At 45.6% G+C, this 16453-nt stretch carries 18 protein-coding genes; 9 read left to right on the top strand and 9 right to left on the bottom strand.

Annotated features, from left to right (window positions below; all coding sequences use genetic code 11):
- Positions 1-188: 188 nt before the first annotated feature.
- Genes QVC96_RS11955 through QVC96_RS11945 form a run of 3 tightly spaced genes read left to right on the top strand, consistent with a single transcriptional unit; the run spans position 189 to position 2908 of the window.
- The gene (locus QVC96_RS11955) at positions 189-695 is read left to right on the top strand and encodes a DUF1286 domain-containing protein (protein ID WP_287689393.1); all 507 of its coding nucleotides are present in this window, start codon (positions 189-191) and stop codon (positions 693-695) included.
- 58 nt (positions 696-753) lie between these two features.
- Positions 754-2319: an APC family permease gene (locus QVC96_RS11950; protein WP_287689392.1), complete on the top strand. Its 1566-nt coding sequence runs from the start codon at positions 754-756 to the stop codon at positions 2317-2319.
- Between the two features lie 55 nt (positions 2320-2374).
- The gene (locus tag QVC96_RS11945) at positions 2375-2908 is read left to right on the top strand and encodes a DUF1404 domain-containing protein (protein ID WP_287689391.1); all 534 of its coding nucleotides are present in this window, start codon (positions 2375-2377) and stop codon (positions 2906-2908) included.
- A gap of 3 nt (positions 2909-2911) precedes the next feature.
- On the opposite strand, the gene QVC96_RS11940 is transcribed toward QVC96_RS11945, so the two are convergent.
- On the bottom strand, positions 2912-4105 hold the full coding sequence (locus QVC96_RS11940) for a cation:proton antiporter (RefSeq protein WP_287689390.1): 1194 nt from the start codon (positions 4103-4105) through the stop codon (positions 2912-2914).
- A 43-nt stretch (positions 4106-4148) separates the two neighbouring features.
- Here QVC96_RS11940 and QVC96_RS11935 point away from each other — a divergent pair, with 43 nt between their 5' ends.
- Positions 4149-5180, top strand: a complete 1032-nt coding sequence (locus QVC96_RS11935) for a hypothetical protein (RefSeq protein ID WP_287689389.1) — start codon at positions 4149-4151, stop codon at positions 5178-5180.
- On the opposite strand, the gene QVC96_RS11930 is transcribed toward QVC96_RS11935, so the two are convergent.
- Entirely contained in the window at positions 5155-5961 is an 807-nt protein-coding gene (locus QVC96_RS11930; RefSeq protein ID WP_287689388.1) for a DUF929 domain-containing protein, read from the bottom strand. The genes QVC96_RS11935 and QVC96_RS11930 overlap by 26 nt on opposite strands.
- A 104-nt stretch (positions 5962-6065) precedes the next feature.
- A complete protein-coding gene (locus QVC96_RS11925) occupies positions 6066-6665 on the bottom strand; it encodes a hypothetical protein (protein WP_287689387.1) in 600 nt (199 codons plus the stop codon).
- Between the two features lie 124 nt (positions 6666-6789).
- On the opposite strand from QVC96_RS11925, the gene QVC96_RS11920 reads away from it, so the two are divergent.
- Complete coding sequence (locus QVC96_RS11920; RefSeq protein WP_238025185.1) at positions 6790-7023, top strand: MarR family winged helix-turn-helix transcriptional regulator; 234 nt, start codon at positions 6790-6792, stop codon at positions 7021-7023.
- Between the two features lie 2 nt (positions 7024-7025).
- Here QVC96_RS11920 and QVC96_RS11915 read toward each other — a convergent pair whose 3' ends face one another.
- Positions 7026-8609, bottom strand: a complete 1584-nt coding sequence (locus QVC96_RS11915) for a sodium:solute symporter family protein (RefSeq protein WP_287689386.1) — start codon at positions 8607-8609, stop codon at positions 7026-7028.
- Between the two features lie 422 nt (positions 8610-9031).
- Positions 9032-10078: a DEAD/DEAH box helicase gene (locus tag QVC96_RS11905; protein WP_238025188.1), complete on the bottom strand. Its 1047-nt coding sequence runs from the start codon at positions 10076-10078 to the stop codon at positions 9032-9034.
- Between the two features lie 298 nt (positions 10079-10376).
- Between QVC96_RS11905 and QVC96_RS11900 the strand changes: the two genes are divergently transcribed.
- Positions 10377-10916 carry a hypothetical protein gene (locus QVC96_RS11900; protein ID WP_287689385.1) on the top strand — a complete coding sequence of 180 codons (540 nt, stop codon included), beginning with the start codon at positions 10377-10379 and terminating at the stop codon, positions 10914-10916.
- On the opposite strand, the gene QVC96_RS11895 is transcribed toward QVC96_RS11900, so the two are convergent.
- Genes QVC96_RS11895 through QVC96_RS11885 form a run of 3 tightly spaced genes read right to left on the bottom strand, consistent with a single transcriptional unit; the run spans position 10900 to position 13543 of the window.
- Positions 10900-12051, bottom strand: a complete 1152-nt coding sequence (locus QVC96_RS11895) for a VWA domain-containing protein (RefSeq protein WP_287689384.1) — start codon at positions 12049-12051, stop codon at positions 10900-10902. The two genes, QVC96_RS11900 and QVC96_RS11895, sit on opposite strands and share 17 nt — an antisense overlap.
- Positions 12048-12884 carry a metallophosphoesterase gene (locus tag QVC96_RS11890; protein WP_425597955.1) on the bottom strand — a complete coding sequence of 279 codons (837 nt, stop codon included), beginning with the start codon at positions 12882-12884 and terminating at the stop codon, positions 12048-12050. Before QVC96_RS11890 ends, QVC96_RS11895 begins: the two co-directional genes overlap by 4 nt.
- A complete protein-coding gene (locus QVC96_RS11885) occupies positions 12881-13543 on the bottom strand; it encodes an FHA domain-containing protein (protein ID WP_287689383.1) in 663 nt (220 codons plus the stop codon). The genes QVC96_RS11890 and QVC96_RS11885 overlap by 4 nt, the downstream gene beginning before the upstream one ends.
- Positions 13544-13690: 147 nt before the next feature.
- On the opposite strand from QVC96_RS11885, the gene QVC96_RS11880 reads away from it, so the two are divergent.
- Entirely contained in the window at positions 13691-14305 is a 615-nt protein-coding gene (locus QVC96_RS11880; RefSeq protein ID WP_287689382.1) for a zinc ribbon domain-containing protein, read from the top strand.
- Between the two features lies 1 nt (position 14306).
- Here the strand turns inward: QVC96_RS11880 and QVC96_RS11875 are convergent, their stop codons facing one another.
- Positions 14307-14984, bottom strand: a complete 678-nt coding sequence (locus QVC96_RS11875) for a hypothetical protein (protein WP_238025194.1) — start codon at positions 14982-14984, stop codon at positions 14307-14309.
- Between the two features lie 42 nt (positions 14985-15026).
- On the opposite strand from QVC96_RS11875, the gene QVC96_RS11870 reads away from it, so the two are divergent.
- Together QVC96_RS11870 and priX are read left to right on the top strand one after the other, a co-directional pair.
- Positions 15027-15983: a tRNA lysidine(34) synthetase gene (locus QVC96_RS11870; protein ID WP_287689381.1), complete on the top strand. Its 957-nt coding sequence runs from the start codon at positions 15027-15029 to the stop codon at positions 15981-15983.
- Positions 15967-16422: a DNA primase noncatalytic subunit PriX gene (gene priX, locus QVC96_RS11865; protein ID WP_287689380.1), complete on the top strand. Its 456-nt coding sequence runs from the start codon at positions 15967-15969 to the stop codon at positions 16420-16422. The genes QVC96_RS11870 and priX overlap by 17 nt, the downstream gene beginning before the upstream one ends.
- Positions 16423-16453 lie beyond the last annotated feature (31 nt).

Genomic DNA, 16453 nt, shown 5'->3' with positions numbered 1-16453 from the left:
AAATCTTTCCTTTCAGTTGGTTAGCAGATATAACTATTTCATTCCCTTTCTTATTTCAAAATTTCATGATATATTGTATCAGTATATTAAAGATTCCAGTGATAAAACTGTATATTGATATACATCTCGAATCCAAATCATATTTCCTGAATGTTATACATAAATATCTTCGCGTGATGTTAAGCAGGATGAAGTTAGTTACCCACTACGTGTTCACCACAGGCCTGCTCACCGCGATCTCATCCCCCTTCCTGGGTTTCTACACTGCCCTCACACTCTCCTTCATCATCTCCTGGATCTCCAACACCCTAATTGACAGGCTCGGTCACGAGGTCAGGGGAGGTTACATACGCAGGACCCCGAGGACGCACACCCTCTTCAGGAGCCTTCCTTGGGGTCTTATCCCTGCAGTTCCCCTGGCGCTTCTCGAGGGCTACGTTGTTCTGGTCCTCCTGGGCCTCGTGGCCGGTCCCTCCCACCTCCTGCTGGACCTCTTCACTGAGAGGGGTATTTACGTAAGGCAGGGGAGGAGGTGGACCAGGTTCGCCCTGGCTCACTTTCCCTACGATAGCATCTTCGTGAATGGACTGGCCATCCTGGCAGGGTCAGCGCTTCTTTACATGGCCCTTCTATCGCAACTTCATTCTGCACTTCCCTTCCATTTACTTAGTCATGTAAATTTTGGGCAAGATTAATTTCGTGAGTTATACTTAACTGAGTAAAAAATTTAAACCGAGTGACCAACAGAGAATCGTGAGTAGTAAAAGAAACGTCTTTATAAGGGAAAGTTCAGGTCTCCTCAAGCAGGTTAATCTGCTCGATGCGGTGATGCTGAATATTGGCAACATGTCCGCTGGCGTTACACTCTTTGAGTCCATTTCGCCCTATATCAATAACTATCCTGGAGGAGTGCTCTGGTTAGCGTCCATAATTGGTCTCATTTTCGCATTTCCTCAGCTCCTGGTTTATACGTATATGACAAGGAAGATGGGAAGAACAGGGGGCGATTACGTCTGGATAAGCAGGAACCTGAATGGAGCAGTTGGGTCTACCATGGCCATAGCGCTCATGTTAGAGTCCGTAGCTTATTTCGCATTGGTCGCGTTCTTCTCGGCGTCCAGCATCAACGCTGTCCTGTACACTATAGGGAGCGTAGATAACTCCCCGAGCTTAGTTTCCCTTTCAAATAACGTTTTTGTCAACCCCTACAATGGCGGATTAACCCTTGAGCAGAAGGCCCTATTCTACGGGATAGCAGCAGCCTTCTTTATCATTGTCATCCTACTCAATATATTCAGGTCGAGGTGGGGTTACTCCATAGTAACGGGCCTCGGAATACTTTCACTTTCAACTCTTGTCATTGCCATGATAGTAATAGGTGCCTCGGTAGGCAGATTTGGAACAGCGATAGTACCATTTCTCAACTCCATCAATTCGAGTTTAGTTAACGTTTACCAATCATCCCCCCATACCCCATTCCCCACCAACTTTAGCCTCCTCTCAACGGTATTGCTGTTACCCTTGTTCGCCCTGTATACTTATCCGTGGATGCAGGCAGGACCTGCGGTTTCCGCAGAATTCAAGCAGAGTGAAAGGGTGGCCAAGTTCAACCTTCTGTTTGCCCTTCTCCTGACGGCTATCCTGGTGACGGGCGGTTTCCTTGAAATGGATCTAGTGGCAGGATATTCTTTCAACTTTGCAGCCTATCCTTACTTCATCTATAATTTCTGGACAGTTGCCATAGCGTTAGCTGGAAATTCAGCTCTGCAATGGATAATTGGTATAGGAGCCATAGCTTGGAACTTCTTTGTCCTCGCGTATGGTATAATAGTGTTCTCTAGGTATGTCTTTGCTCTCTCCTTTGACAGGATTCTCCCCGAGAAGTTTGCGGAGGTGAACAGATTTGGTTCACCAGTTTACGCTCACGCACTGGACCTGACCATTACCCTGCTCTTCCTTCTTGTACCTGTGTTCTCATTGAATGCCGCTCTCTCGCTGTACGGCGCAACCATTCTGGGCTCCCTCTACTTCCTGGTGGCAAGCGTGGCGGGTGCAATTTACGGCGTAAAGAGTAGGGCAAAGAGCATTTCAATAGCAGGTGTGATCTCAGCTCTGTACTTTGCCTTCCTCACCTATGAAGCTGCCACTAACCCGTTATTTGGCTTCACCACATCCTCAGGTTCCGTTAACATAACAACACTGGTATTCGTGGTGGGGGTGCTTCTGGTAGGGTTCCTAGTATATCTGGTGTCAAGTTATAGGAACAAAAAGAAGGGCATAGACATTTCCCTAGTTTTCAAGGAAATTCCCCCAGAATAGATTTATAAGTTTTTTCAAAAATAAGTTATTTATGAGATTTTCTTCTTTGAATCTATTGAAGCCTAGGATTATCGCTGGGATTCTGTTACTTGTGTTTGCCCTGAACCCTATTACGGAACTTGAGGAGTTCAGATTCGAGCCACTTTTCATGGCATCCCATTACGCTCTATTCATAGGTGGGTTTCTACTTAGCATGGGAAGAAAGTACTCGCCACTGCTTGTACTTCCTGCAGTATTTTTAGTGGTTCTCTGGCACGTTCCCTTCTTTTATGCACTGGCTGGGACATTTTCCACTTATAGGATTATCAACGATCTCAGCCTCTTACTTGCAGGTGTGTTAGCAGGGGGCTCGTCTAACTCTCTTTCATTTCCCATGAAACTTCTTCTTTTCGTGGGCTGGATGGGAGCCGATAGTGTTCTTTCAGTTATACTTATAGTGGGATGGCCACCTTACTCCAACCAGGTATATTCCTTCTCCCCCTATTCAGTAGGACAGGAAGTAGTGACCGGGTTGACAATGTTCGGGATAATGACCACAATCTTTGTTGTGGTGCTATTCAGGCTTTTGAGATCGGTCTTCAACATCTGATTTTCAGGCCTCGGTCTTCATTATGCTTCTTGTGCTCCTTTCGAACGCGATCGCACCTATAACCGTGGTGGCAAGGCTCATTAAGATGACTTCAGAGAGGTCCACCTGATCAAATATTCCACTGGAGAACGCAATGGAGGAGATAACCAGTCCCATCTCGCCCCGGGGTATCATGCCAAGCGATGATGCGAGGGCCTTTTTCCCATCCCTGTTGTAAAGATATGCGAAGGGATATATTCCCGCGAACTTTAACGCCACAGCTATTAGCGTGATTATTGTTCCCTGAATCAGAACACTGGGAGATATGAACGTGAATACGTCAGTCTGGGCTCCTATGCTAATGAAAAAGAGCGAACCGAATATTCCTATCATCGTCTTTACCATACCTCTTATTCTCTCGGCCTTTCTACTCTCAGCAATTGCAACTCCCGCTATGAAGGCTGCTATTATGGGTGAGAACCCCAAGGTGATCATGATGGTGACCAGGACGAACAGGACCAGTAGGGAGACGTCAACAACGAGGGAGTCAGATACAATGGATATTATCCTTGGTATGATGAAGACCGAGGCGAAGAAGATGATGATCCAGGAAATAACCACAGTCAGGGTTATTTTTAGGACGTCGAAAAATGTTAGGCCTCCAGAATCTATTATTGCCAATGAGACTGAAAGGATAATAAAAGCTACAACGTCATCTATGGCGGCGGCAGATAACGTAATCTTCACATACCGCTCATTCTCAAGCTTTTCGCCCTCTATAATTGAGGCCACAGCAGCCAAGCTGGTAGCCGCACTGGCAGCACCCATCAAGATAGCTACGTTGAACGAGACGAATCTCGACATGTACAAAAATACTCCTACAAAGGGCAAAACTGCACCAAAGGTTGCAGCTAGGGACGCGAGAGTCCCCGAAGTCCTGAGTGACTTAAATCCATGCTCAAGTCCAGAGGCAAATATGAGAAGGATTACGGAGAACTCCGAGAAGAGGATGAGATATGAATTGATAGTGAATATCTGATAACCAGTAATAGTATTCAGAAAAGATCCCAGAGCGAAGGGGCTGAGTATTAGTCCGGTCAACAGCTCCATGATGAGCGGGGGAACCCGAGCTTTACTTGAGGCGACCTTAAGCCCCTGAGCAACCGTCACCAGAATGAATATCTCCAACAGTGCTAAGTACACTTGGTCGGAATTCATGTCATGCCACTGACTTTTATAACTATGAACATTAATCTAGTTTATGTCAATTTTCAGGAAGAGGGAGGAGAAGAACATCCTTCATATTGACCATCTTAATCCCGTGATGAAGAAAGCCATAAAGACGCTGATTGACTCAGGGATTCCTGAGGTAGCCAGGCTATACGGCTTCAGGTATCTCTTCCCTAGGATCGGGGAACCCATTTTTGTCCCATATGGCAGGCTGGACGATGAGTTCAAGGATACTCATGAGGCTTTTGAGAGAATACTGGAGGAGGTTAACGAAATAAAGGACGAGGGAATGAAGACCTACAAAACTTGGTACCCAACCGCTGAGGAAATTGATCATTTCAGGTTTACCTTTTACTCCATGACCAGGGAAGGTGGGATGAAGGTGGGAATAGCGGCCAATCCTCTGGCGTCTCTGGAGCAGGACGCGTTCAAGATAGGGGAAATAGCAAATGAAATTTCAGGGAGAAAGGTTTTACTTCTTACCCCAGCACTAGCTGGACAATCAGCGAATACTAACTCCGCACTGGCGAAGGCTTCATCGGTTCAGATACTTGATTTCGTATCGTCGAGGGAAAGCGAGATAGTGGATTCATTCATCTGGTTAAACAAGAACTTTCACGAGAAGTACGATAAGGACAAGGAGTATGATGCAGATCTTGGAAGAACCTATATGATCAGGCTCTTCTCCGTGATTAAGTCCATGATATCCTCCAAGGTTACTACTTCTCCCAGTGCTGACGTAGTGATACTACCTCTCTTCGTCTACCCCAGGAACAAGCTTGTGGGTAACATATCCATAATGGAGGCATGGAACAGTAATGAGACCTTCTCTCAGTTACTGAGACAGGCACAGTATCATGAGGTTGAAGTGGGACCAATCCTTTACAATGTGGATAGCATAAACAGCCTGGTTGAGAAATATGGCCTAAATTCCGAGAAATTCATAGTATTGACGGATCAGAAGGTTCCATCTCTAGAGAGACTGGACTACTTGAGTTGGATAAAGAAGTTCAGGATGGAGAAAGAGTCAGATTTCGTCAAGATCCTGAGGCCTTCTGTATAATCTGTAGAATCTGCTGTGCCGTGGACTCTATTTGAGATGGAACGTGGCCACTCTCTATTTCACTGAGAAGCTGGGTTGAGTTTGTGCTAATGCTCACCAGCTCCCCAGGCGGTAAGGATTTGGGATACCCCAGCATGATCCACGTACCTCCTGGCCCTGATATTATCAGGGTTGTGACCAGGTGGGGCTCACTGCTTCCCAGAGCTATGGGAACCTGATGCCCGTCGTAAACCACCTGAGTCTGGTTAAGCTGATACTGTTCCACAAGGTTAACAACCCAGCTTGGGGTCATGCTACCCAGCTCGTTCAGTCCCACTTGGACTCTGTCACCGTTGTTGACGGGTTCTCCTGAGGGAGTTGCATTAAGATATTGATTGTAAATATAGATAGCGTGAAACTGAACATTAGAGTCAGGCGTGAACCCCTGAAACAGAAGTCCTGGAATAGGTGCACCATTTCCTATGTCAGGCTCCGCTACTGAGTAATGTGGCGTAACCGTAAGATTTCCGTAATTACTCAGGGCAATGTATAGGGGCCACGACAGGGTAGCTCCGTAGGGACAACCGTACCAGCTAATTAGATACACCTGGGTTGTTCCGTTAGGGGCATAATCCGTGGATGAAACCTTAACGAAGTTGGTGAATGCGCTTGGGGCAGATGTTGATACGCTGGGCCTGAAGCTAAGTCCTATGAATAGGGCTATGACCAGCAACAGTGCTATGAAAGGTATGTAAATGAGTCTGCTCTCCTTCTCGTTATTCTTCTTTTTCCCCTTAGCCATCACATGAGTTAGCCCAGTTTCACATTTAAACCTTTTTCAAAATAGCTCCAGTACGTTTTGAAGATATGATACCTGACCGTCTCCCATTGCTCCAATCCATTACACTAACTCGTTCTCTTGAGGCAGATTCTTCCATTCTTAATCTGTGTTATTTCGTCGCAGTCAGCTCTGGTGACATTAATTAACTTCTCCAAGACCTTCCTTATACCCTGGTCCATGCTTATCAACTTGAAGGCACTCACCAAGTACCATAAATTTCCCCTAGTCTCAGCTATCATCAGTCTGGGCTCGATCTCCGTCAACTTCTCGATCACGTTATACATGTTTCCCATCCCCGTTACCCTGAACTCCTTGAAGATTGTATTGCCCGCCACATCCTCAAAGTCAAGCCCATCCGCGTAGATGGTGACCAGCGAGCCTGTCTTCAGCACAGCTGTGAATTCTCTGGGTTCAATCTCTATTCCGTATTTGGTCATGTAGTTGAGCCATCTTTCCCTTTTCCTCCCTCTCAGTCTCGACCTAATCAACCCTGATATGCTCATGGACGCAATGAGATCCGAAGCTGTGGCGGTTATGAAGTCCTGATCGCGGAATATGGAGGGACCTGAGCATTTGGAGTCTGTAATTCTTCCTGAACAAATAAAGGAAAGTTCTGGAAGTGGTGGAAAAATCACGTCCTCAGGAATCTCTACTTTAAGCTCCACTAGATAAAGTAGCAGAACAAGTTTATTTGGTTGTTATTAAAGTCCGGACTCCAGCTCCCTTCAAGGTGGTAGTGGATCTAAGCATTAAATTTTAGCATTTAACTTCCTCACATAAAAAGGATATATGAGTTTCAGGGATCAGGTCCTGCTCTTTCTATATAGTCATGGGGAGGCGAAGTTAGGGAGGATTGCGAGGGAGCTGAGAATAGATGAGGATGACTTACTTGGTGTTTTGAGACCCATGGAATTAGAGGGTCTCATCTCCAGAAGCGTTAAGGGGTTGATAAAGAAGGAGGTCTATTACTCACTCACGGAAAAAGGAGTTACGGAAGTAAGAAAAATAAATGATTCCCTTTAAGTTTACATTTCCTTGGTTATCTCCTCTTCCTTTATCTTCTGGGTTGGTCTCCATCCCATCCCGTAGGCTATTCCAGACCCTATCAGTGTTACGGCGAGATTTATTAGCAGAGCTAGAATGGCTATGTAAAGTGGACCCAGCGGAGTTGCATAAAGGCTGGTCTTGATTGCTCCGAACTTAGCGTTAGCCTCTATAACTAGTGCTAATGCTGATAGAATCCCCGCTGCCCATCCCACTAGAGTGGCCTTTCCATTTAGATTTCTGGTATAGAGCCCTAAGAACACGGATGGCAGGGTTTGGGTTACCAGGATTCCACCGAGTAGCTGGAGCTGGATTGCGTAGGTCGCAGGAACAGCGAATACGAAACCTAAAGCCACGAACTTAAACACTGTTGAAACGACCTTAGCCAGAGTGGCCTCCGTTTTAGGTTCAAGGGATTTGAATTCCTTTATCACATTCCTCACTAGAAGGTTAGCGACACCAATGGCCATGATTGCTGCTGGAACAAGTCCTCCAATGAAAATCGCAAGGTAAGCTAATCCCACAAACCAGTCAGGCATTGTATATGCTATGAGTGAAGGAACCACGAAGGTACCTGCGCCCAGCTTGATCACCGCATTTAAGGCGTTTGGCACGGCGTACACTAGGATGCCGAAAAGAGCTAGCAAGGCTAATCCAATACCGTAAACCGGTAATAGGGCAGTACCCAGCTTCAGCTTTCCCTTATCCTCGGAGCTAAGCGAACCATTGATGGCGTGTGGGTAGAGGTAAAGTGCAAGTGCTGATCCTAGAGATAGCGAGAAATACGCTGGGATCAGTTTAGGCGACAGGGCTCCGTAGTTTATGGGTCCCTTAGCATGATTCAGTGCCAGGTTCACAGTAGCAGATTGTGTGGCTGCATTATGGAACGCGCTGGCAAACCCGCCGTAACTTAGTGGTACAATAATTATTACTGCAAGCACTGTAATCCAGATTAGAATATCCTTAAAGACTCCAGTAATTGCAGCTCCCCTCAATCCGCTGGTGAACGTAAATGAGGCGAGGATGATGAATGCTATTATCAGGGCAACGTCTGATATGGTCTTAGATACCACCCCAGTTAGACCTGCTAGTAGAGACGCAAGTACAGCCTGCATACCAACTATCTGCAATGCAATATAAGGTAGTTCAGCAACTATCCCGGTCAAAGCTACTGCAATGGCGAGCCATCTGCTATCGAACCTGTCCTTAACGAAATCGGAAGCAGTGACGTACCCCTTGTTTCTGGAAACTGTCCATAATCTCGGCATGGTCAAAAGTGCAACTGCAAACCCCCAGGCCACGTATGGCACAGCAAAGAAGTACAATGATCCTATAGCCAACATGCTGGAAGGCACAGCAATGAAGGTATAGGCAGTGAACAGATCAGCTCCCATCAGGAACCATACCAGTAACCAGCCTAGTCTCCTTCCTCCAAGCCCCCATTCATCAATTTTGGATAGATCCCCTCTCCTCCATCTGGACGCCCAAAAACCGAGGAAGGCAAAAATGGCAAATAGGACAATGAATACCCCAAGGGTAACTCCATCTATATTTCCAAATACCATTCTCTTCACCTACCTCCGTTCTCTTTCACTGCAAGTACAACTCCCGCAAAAAGTATTGTTGACACAATCAGAAGGATTATCTGGTAAGAGTAGAACGTCGTTAATCCGCCTATCGAGGGAAGAGAATTATTAAAAACCGGAAATAAAGAGTATATTATTATATCAATCAAGAATGCGATTCCCATTGCCAAATAATATTTGTTCATACGATATCTCAGATACTACAGCGTTCTCGCGCTTATAAATTTTATAATCTAAAGGGAAACTATCATTGTCAATCTTATTGTATGACAAATTATATCTCTTACAATAGAAGGCAAGTTTATTCCTCGTGATAGACGGCTTAAACATGGGTTCGAGACAGTTTAATGAAAAAAGATGAAAATAACGCATGTTAATAAATTTTATCCTTTATTTTGAATCTATTGAGAAATGATAGTTGATTTGATAACCCCTCTTATTCTTTGAACCATTTCCTCCTCTCTTCTCGTATAGTATGATATTGCTCGCCCTTTCCTTCCCATTCTTCCTGTCCTTCCAACCCTATGAATATAGGTTTCAACGTCCCTGGGCAGGTCAAAGTTGATCACCTGTTCAACGTCAATCACATCTATCCCCCTAGCAGCTAAGTCTGTGGAAATGAGAACATCGCTTTGACCTCTCTTAAAGTTCATGAGATTTCTCCTTCTTGAACCTTGAGACATGTCACCGTGAAGAAGAGACGTGCTAACTCTGTCGGAGATTCTGTCATAAAGTGCCTCTGCCCTAGCCTTTGTGTTGGTGAAAACGATAGCCTTCCCGTTCACGTCCTTGAGAAGCTTGGTAACCTTCTCGTTCCAGTTATCGCGTACCGGATAAAATTCGTGGTCTATCTCCACCGGTTTATATTCGTCAACCTTAAGGAACCTTGCTTTAGGGGAGAACTCCTCAGCCAGTTCCTTTACCTCTGGGGGTACAGTAGCGGAGAAGAAGCCGAAGTTCTCTGCGCTGGTCTTAGAAAGTATCATCCTAACGTCATCTATGAACCCCATATCGAGCATTCTGTCAACCTCGTCCACAATGGCCAGCTTGAACCTGGAAAGGTCTAACGTTCCTCTACCCCATAGATCAAGGATCCTCCCTGGAGTTCCCACTATGATCTCGCTATTGGACTCCCTTTCTTGCCTGTCATAGCCAACTCCGCCTATGATAACTCCTACGGAGGTCCTCTTGTATTTTCCAAGCCTCTTGGCCTCGTATGCGACCTGTTCCGCTAGCTCCCGTGTGGGAACCAATATGAGCGTATCGTGATATCTCTCTAGCACAGGTATCAGATAAGAGGCCGTCTTCCCTGAACCAGTTTTGGCCTGAACTATTACGCTCTCCCCATTCATGAATACTGGGATGGTTATTTCCTGTACCTTTGTGGGACGCTGGTAATTAATGTCAGCCAGTGCCCTTTTCAGTTGATCGCTTAACTGATCAAACATGAGGCTGAGGTAAATTTCTGAGTTAATAAATTCACTTGAAAAATCTAAACGTTCTAAATCTTTTAGAACATCTCTAAGTTGTCCTTGTGCTAAAAAGTTTTCATGATTTAAGGACAAAAGATAATTATAGTTATCGTAAATGTAAAGTGTCTCCCACATCATTTTATCTTATGTTAATCTTATCCTGAATGAGATTCATGGTAATGTTTAAGCATTTTAATTTCTCACTTGATATTTTGGACAGATTTAAGTGAAATTTAATAACTAACAAATTAACTTCTTTGTATAACTTGTACACATGAGACTTTTCGGAGTGAGGATTAATTCTCTGCTAACTCCCCAAACGAAATATCTAACAACCACAAGGCAGTTGGTTCCGGAATACGGCGAAGAAAGGCCAAAGATAGTTGCACTGGACTGGGATGGAAGGACGTTAAGGGAGCTTATTCTGCTCAGGGAATCAGTTCTACCGGGGAAAAGAATTCAGCCTGGTTACAAAATAGAAGTCTCGTCCTCAAGTGACGGTAGACTTGGAAGTTTGAGCGACATGAATACCCTCACCATAGTACCTAGAGTCCTCAAATCTGATAAGTGGATGAGAGGAGAGCTAGTTATTCTAGGTAGGAAAGTCAATCCAGAGCGCATCTTAATTCTTCACGATATACCGGCCTTGGGCAAAAGCAGTAAAGAAGTCATGATTCAGTTACAGAAATTCTTGGATGATTGGGGTATTCATGCCAAGAAATTACCAGCAATTGTGAAGAACGTGAAGGTTTCAGAGAAAGTTAAGGCTAAGATTATTGACATAGACTTTCTGATGGTTAGCTCTCTCCCCTGAGCTTTCTTGTGACCTCACTGGAGACCTCCTTCGATAGTTTTCTGGTCTGCTCCGTGGCGTTACCGGACCTTTTCGTGGTCTCCAGACTATCTGACAGCCTTCGTGTAGTTTCCATTAACTCTATTTTCCTGGTCTGACCGGCTATCTCCTCCATCCTCTTGAGCGTCCTGGTTGCCTCCACCAGGTTTCCTGCCTGAACCTCACTGGATATCTTCTGGAGATTGTTAAAGTACTCGTACTCCAGCAGAACGTCCTTATTTACTCCACTCACGAAGGTAGCTTGACTATCTGCTGGCTTAATGGTAACCACGCTTAACAGAGCCTGCTTTCTTCCGTCAACTGGCTCCTCGTAATTCGCCTTCACCGTCATGAAGTTTCCACTGTAGTTAGGCGGAACTACAGCCTCTCCAAGTATCTTGACAACTCCCTCAACAGCATTAAGCTGAACCGGCGGGCCTGAATAATTGAGCAATTTCACGTTGGACTCGGCAACTATATCCACCGTCACGTTCTTTGCGGCTATCTTGGTTTTAGCAGCCTTGGGAAGCTTCTCCGGGATCTCCATGGCATCATTTACATGGTAAAAGACTCCACCTGATCTGTCAGCCAGTGACTTCAGTATGGTTTCGTTATAATCGTCCCCAAGTCCGAAGGATATGGTCTGGACTCCGTTTGGTATAGCCAGTCTCTTATATGTCTCCACGTTAGTGTCGTCTGTGGGATTCCCATCCGTTAGCAATATCACATAACTTGGTATCCCGTGCTTGTTGTGAAGATTGAAAGCAGTGAGAAGAGCTGTGAAGAAGGCAGTTTGACCTCCAGCGGATAAGCCAGTAATCTCAGCCGTGAGATCCTCAGGATCAGCGAACTCCCTCACAATGTTAACCCTGCTGGAAAAGGTGATAAATGATACCTTGTTACCCTGAGGTATTCTCTTTAATAGTTCTATAGCACCCTTCTTGGCGCTCTCTATCTTAAGGCCATCCATGGATCCGCTGGTATCCAAAAGAACAATGTAGTGAAATCCTGTTGCAGTTGAGATCTTTTCTGGAACTAGTAAGATTTTAAAGGCCATTTTCAGATCGCTGTTAAATGAATACCTGTGACTAACTTCCACCTTCATGGATAGGGTCATGATTTATCACCATTCAGAAGGAACTCCTCGTCCAAGTAAACCATGTTGAACTTACCTTGGTCCTGAAGTAAGATCCCTGCACGCATCTTATGGTATCTACTGGAAAACACTGTAATAACCCTTTCATCTATCTCAGACCTGAAGCCGTCAGCCACCTCGTGCCCCCTGATTATCCCCTTAAGTGAGTTTTCCCTGAGGAATTCAAGAGTCACATCCTTCCCGTAGAAGAACGTTCCTTCACCCCGGATATTGGGGACGAAACCGTCAAGTTCCTCCCTGGGATCGTTCCATAAAATCTCGAAGGCTATTTCGTCCTCTGGTATTATGTCAGGTTTCTTGAGCTCCTCTATCTGTTGTAGGCTCTTCAAGTTCCTTGCTATCCCTCCATGAACACAAAGGTAATCGTTCACTATGGCAGCGTAGGGCATTTCGGAGAAGAGGTCCACGAACTCCTTGTAGTTTTCATCTCCCAGTTTCTCCCTTACCTCCGCCCTAAATCCATAATATTCATTGGTGAGCGGGCTCTCATGGTTACCCCTGAGGACAATTACCTTGCCCTTGTTTTCTAGGAAACGGGAGAGAATTATCTCTAGGTTCTCCAGTCCGTAGGGCTCCCTATCAACGTAATCCCCTAGAAAGACTATGGCGTCGTAGTCTGAGAAATTCTCGAAAACATACTTCGTAACCATGTAGGCCCCGTGCGTATCCCCAACAAAAGCAACTCTTGACCTATCCCCAACCCTCAAGAGAGGTTTCATTGAGGAGAAAGCTTCTCTAGATTTTCTCACAAGCTCGAGGAGACTATCCCTCCTCTCTTGGGGCCAGGAGCTCATTCTCTCACAATCTTGATAATGGTATTATTGCCCAGCTTCACAACGGCGTTTTTAGGAAGTTGGGCCTTACCCTTTACAGCCTGAAATACCTTTCCGTCATAAATGTACGTGCCATTGGTGCTGTTCAGATCCTCTATGTAAAGCGTATCACCCTCCTTGGACAGAATTGCATGTCTTCTGGAAATCTCGCTATCTGGAATCATTAGGACATTTTCAGGACTTCTTCCCAGGGAAATATTTTCGAAAACGTCAAAATCCAGCGGAACCTTAGTCTTGTTTAGAGCCGAGACCGGAGTTGCAATGAACTGAATGTAGTATTTACCTTCTTGTGCGGTGGGCGTGGGCGTTTCGGTGACCTCGCTCTGCTGAGATGTTGTGGTAGTTTGAGCCTGATTCTCAGCGGTAGTTACGGTCTGTACTTCAGTCTGTTGGGCTTGTTGCTCCTGTGTTTGAGCCTGCGCTTCAACGGGTTGATTTACTGGTTGAACCGCCTGTTCCTGTTGTTCAGTTGGTTGTGCAACTGAACCAGCACTTTCAACGGTTTCCTGTGGAGCCGATTGGGCCCCTACTGACTCATCTGGTCTCTTTAGCCCGCAAGTGGTGCAGTACATGGCATCATCAGGGTTCTCAGTTCCACATCCTGTACATTTCCATGTCATGGTAATATTGTAGATACAATTAACCTATTAAGTATTTTTGCTAACAAAGACGATCTAACACTCCAGTTTTCTGCATTGAATGTCCCTCCTCTACCCAAGAAATATCATCAAAAAGTTTTTAGTTTGACTAAATTCCTAAGATAGGTAATGCAGAAGACAATCCAGGGAGTTTACGTAAACCCTCAACAGATAGCATATCAGCTGGAGAACTGGTTTAGATCAAAAAAGCATTATCAGACGCAAGTCCTAGGGATGGGCTCAAGCTATGTAGTTCAGGCTAAGAAGGTTGGCTTCCTGAGAACGATTTTCGGTGCGGATAGGGCCTTTACCGTCAGACTCATGGGCGGTCAAGGATTTTTAAACGTGGATGTAGGACTAGCTGACTGGCTAAAGGCGGCTGACGTAACGGAGGACGTTATAGCGGCCCTTGTATTCACTCCGCTTGCTGTGGTGGAGGGCATTGAGGAGCTATACGATCTGAAACTCGAGAAAGATATCATTAAGGAAGTGGAGAACTTAGCGTATTCTATGTCTCAGGGAGCTGGGAACCCCATGTATCAGCCCTATTCTCAGCCAAACCCCTATCAATATCCGCAAAATCAACCTTCGTATCCCCCAACTCCATATCAACCTCAACAACCCAATCAGCCCTACTCACAACCCCAATACTCACAACCTCAACAGAAGTACTGTCCATCCTGCGGGACGCCTAACCCCAGTACAGCTAGATATTGCATGAGTTGCGGGACCCAGCTGTTCTAAGCTAGATTTTCTTTATCATTCTCTGAAGCGAGTCCGGATCCCCAGGAGAAGATAAGAGCACGCTTTTTACTCCTATTCCCGAAAGTTCCTCTATCACGGTATTAACGCTTTCAGCGTCAAATGCTGGTTGGGGTAGAGCCTTTAGGATTTCCCTGTTCTTCTCTGTTCTAATGATGACATAGGGGATAATCTTCTCCAGGGGTAACCCTTCTAAGGAGCTCACTCCGCCAAAATAGAGTCCAAGAAAGAAATCCGCTGGCATATCCAGCCTGGAAAATATCTCTTCCCTGCTCTTCCTCAAGCTTAACATTCCGCCAGACTTAACTCCATAACTTCTAGAGATTTCTATTGCCCTATCAGTTGAAACCTGATCCACTTCCTTCCCAAACTTGGGTTTGTCTCCCTTTGTGAAGGCTATATCAAAATTGAAGAGTCGAGCAGTTATGGAGAGTGACCTGACGAATAATTCATTGACGTCTGCTAGCCTCTGGTTCAGGATAATCCTTTTCCCTTCATTCAGTTGCTCTCTGGCCAGTACGCCCACAGCCAAGGGCATGACTGAAGGTTCTCCAAGAGGTGCGTCTGGTATATCAAAGCCGTCAAAAGCTTCCAGGGAGGATATCTCCTTCTTAAGCTTGTCGATTTTACGCTTGGGATGCAGTTCGGCCAGTATCTCCATTCCGCACTCTATTTAATAATCCCTTTAAAAACATTTATACGTGTGTACTGCAAGAAGTGTGGCTCTAAGGCTATAATCAGAGTAACATCGGTCAATCTCACTCTTTGCTCCACGCATTTTACGGAGTGGTTAGAGGGCAGGGTTGAGAAGATCATAAGGGATTACGGGATGATACATGAAAATGAGAAGGTAGCGGTCGCAGTGTCAGGAGGTAAGGACAGCACAACACTGCTCCACGTGCTCACCAAGTTATCAGGAAAAATGGGATTCGAGGTTGTTGGGGTGAATATAGACCTGGGAATTGACAGGGGTACTAGATACTCGTCTCTAAGTACAGAGTTCGCTGTGAAGAACTTTGAGAAGTTAGGGATCAAATATAGAGTTGTCTCCCTCAGGGAACAGTATGGGTTTACCATTGACGACGCGAAGGCAAGAATCAAGAGGCCAGTATGTAGCACTTGCGGGCTCGTCAAGAGATACGTACTAGAGGAAGTTGCCCAGGAGCTGGGGGCAGATGTTCTGGCTACTGGCCATAACCTGAACGATATGGCGGTGTTCGTTCTTTCAGGTTATCACTCTGGCGATCTGCACAACTTGGCCAGACTGAGGGCTGTCTCTCCTGCAGAGAACGGATATATAAGGAAGATAAAACCGCTTTTCCTGGTCTCTGAGAAGGAAACCACTACTTACGCCCTAGTTAATGGCATTCCCTTCATTATGGATTCCTGTCCCAATAATCCCAGGGTTGGAGGCCCAACCTCAGACAAGCTCAGGAGAGTAATAGAGAATGCTGAGGATGAGATACCAGGTTTCATGGCAAGGCTTGTGGAAAACTTCGAGACCAAGATAAGGCCCTTCTTCGAGGATCTCCCAAAGTTCAACTTGGGGAAGTGTAAGATCTGTGGAAAACCTACCAACAGTGATAGGGAGATCTGTTCCTTCTGTGCCATCAGGATCAAAATGACTGGAGGAGAGAGTCAGATTGTCAAGGGAGGCTAAGTTCACCAGTATGTTACACTATCCAGACGGAAGCCCCGCTGGAAAGTCGGAGTACGAAGGGGGAATCTCCAGGGTTTATGACGAAACGGGGCAGTTCCTCTTCGAGGTTGATGGGGTCTTCCCTCCCAGACCCAGAAGCACCTCCATGGACTGGATAGACAAGGTGCTGGAGAAGGGACTAACGGACTGCAGGAAAAGGTTTATCCTTTACGTGGGCTCAAGGTATCTAGTCAACGTGAAGAAGCTACCCGAAGACGACGCGGTAGAGAAATTGAAGGAGTTCTATTACAAGAGCGGAGGAAAAGTGTACGAGACGTGGATCAGATCCGTGATTAGGGGAGTGAAGAGTAAGGGATTAATGCCACCTTCCCTGAAGTCCCTTGAGCTGAAGGACCGCGAGCTCTACCAGGCAATTAAGGCTGTTTTAGAAAGAAAATAGTATTAAAACTTTATAACGTACTATCTAAAAA

This window comes from Metallosphaera javensis (ex Sakai et al. 2022), from assembly GCA_021654415.1.
Lineage (GTDB): Archaea > Thermoproteota > Thermoprotei_A > Sulfolobales > Sulfolobaceae > Metallosphaera > Metallosphaera javensis.
This window is presented reverse-complemented; position numbering and strand designations above follow the sequence as displayed.

What these genes read in the sequence shown, in the direction of transcription:
- QVC96_RS11880 (WP_287689382.1), top strand. Translation starts at nt 13,691, where the DNA reads ATGCAGAAGACAATCCAGGGAGTTTACGTAAACCCTCAACAGATAGCA.
- QVC96_RS11955 (WP_287689393.1), top strand. Translation starts at nt 189, where the DNA reads ATGAAGTTAGTTACCCACTACGTGTTCACCACAGGCCTGCTCACCGCG.
- QVC96_RS11905 (WP_238025188.1), bottom strand. Translation starts at nt 10,078, where the DNA reads ATGTTTGATCAGTTAAGCGATCAACTGAAAAGGGCACTGGCTGACATT.
- QVC96_RS11920 (WP_238025185.1), top strand. Translation starts at nt 6,790, where the DNA reads ATGAGTTTCAGGGATCAGGTCCTGCTCTTTCTATATAGTCATGGGGAG.
- QVC96_RS11900 (WP_287689385.1), top strand. Translation starts at nt 10,377, where the DNA reads ATGAGACTTTTCGGAGTGAGGATTAATTCTCTGCTAACTCCCCAAACG.
- QVC96_RS11930 (WP_287689388.1), bottom strand. Translation starts at nt 5,961, where the DNA reads ATGGCTAAGGGGAAAAAGAAGAATAACGAGAAGGAGAGCAGACTCATT.
- QVC96_RS11895 (WP_287689384.1), bottom strand. Translation starts at nt 12,051, where the DNA reads ATGACCCTATCCATGAAGGTGGAAGTTAGTCACAGGTATTCATTTAAC.
- QVC96_RS11885 (WP_287689383.1), bottom strand. Translation starts at nt 13,543, where the DNA reads ATGACATGGAAATGTACAGGATGTGGAACTGAGAACCCTGATGATGCC.
- QVC96_RS11940 (WP_287689390.1), bottom strand. Translation starts at nt 4,105, where the DNA reads ATGAATTCCGACCAAGTGTACTTAGCACTGTTGGAGATATTCATTCTG.
- QVC96_RS11915 (WP_287689386.1), bottom strand. Translation starts at nt 8,609, where the DNA reads ATGGTATTTGGAAATATAGATGGAGTTACCCTTGGGGTATTCATTGTC.
- QVC96_RS11890 (WP_425597955.1), bottom strand. Translation starts at nt 12,884, where the DNA reads ATGAGCTCCTGGCCCCAAGAGAGGAGGGATAGTCTCCTCGAGCTTGTG.
- QVC96_RS11875 (WP_238025194.1), bottom strand. Translation starts at nt 14,984, where the DNA reads ATGGAGATACTGGCCGAACTGCATCCCAAGCGTAAAATCGACAAGCTT.
- QVC96_RS11935 (WP_287689389.1), top strand. Translation starts at nt 4,149, where the DNA reads ATGTCAATTTTCAGGAAGAGGGAGGAGAAGAACATCCTTCATATTGAC.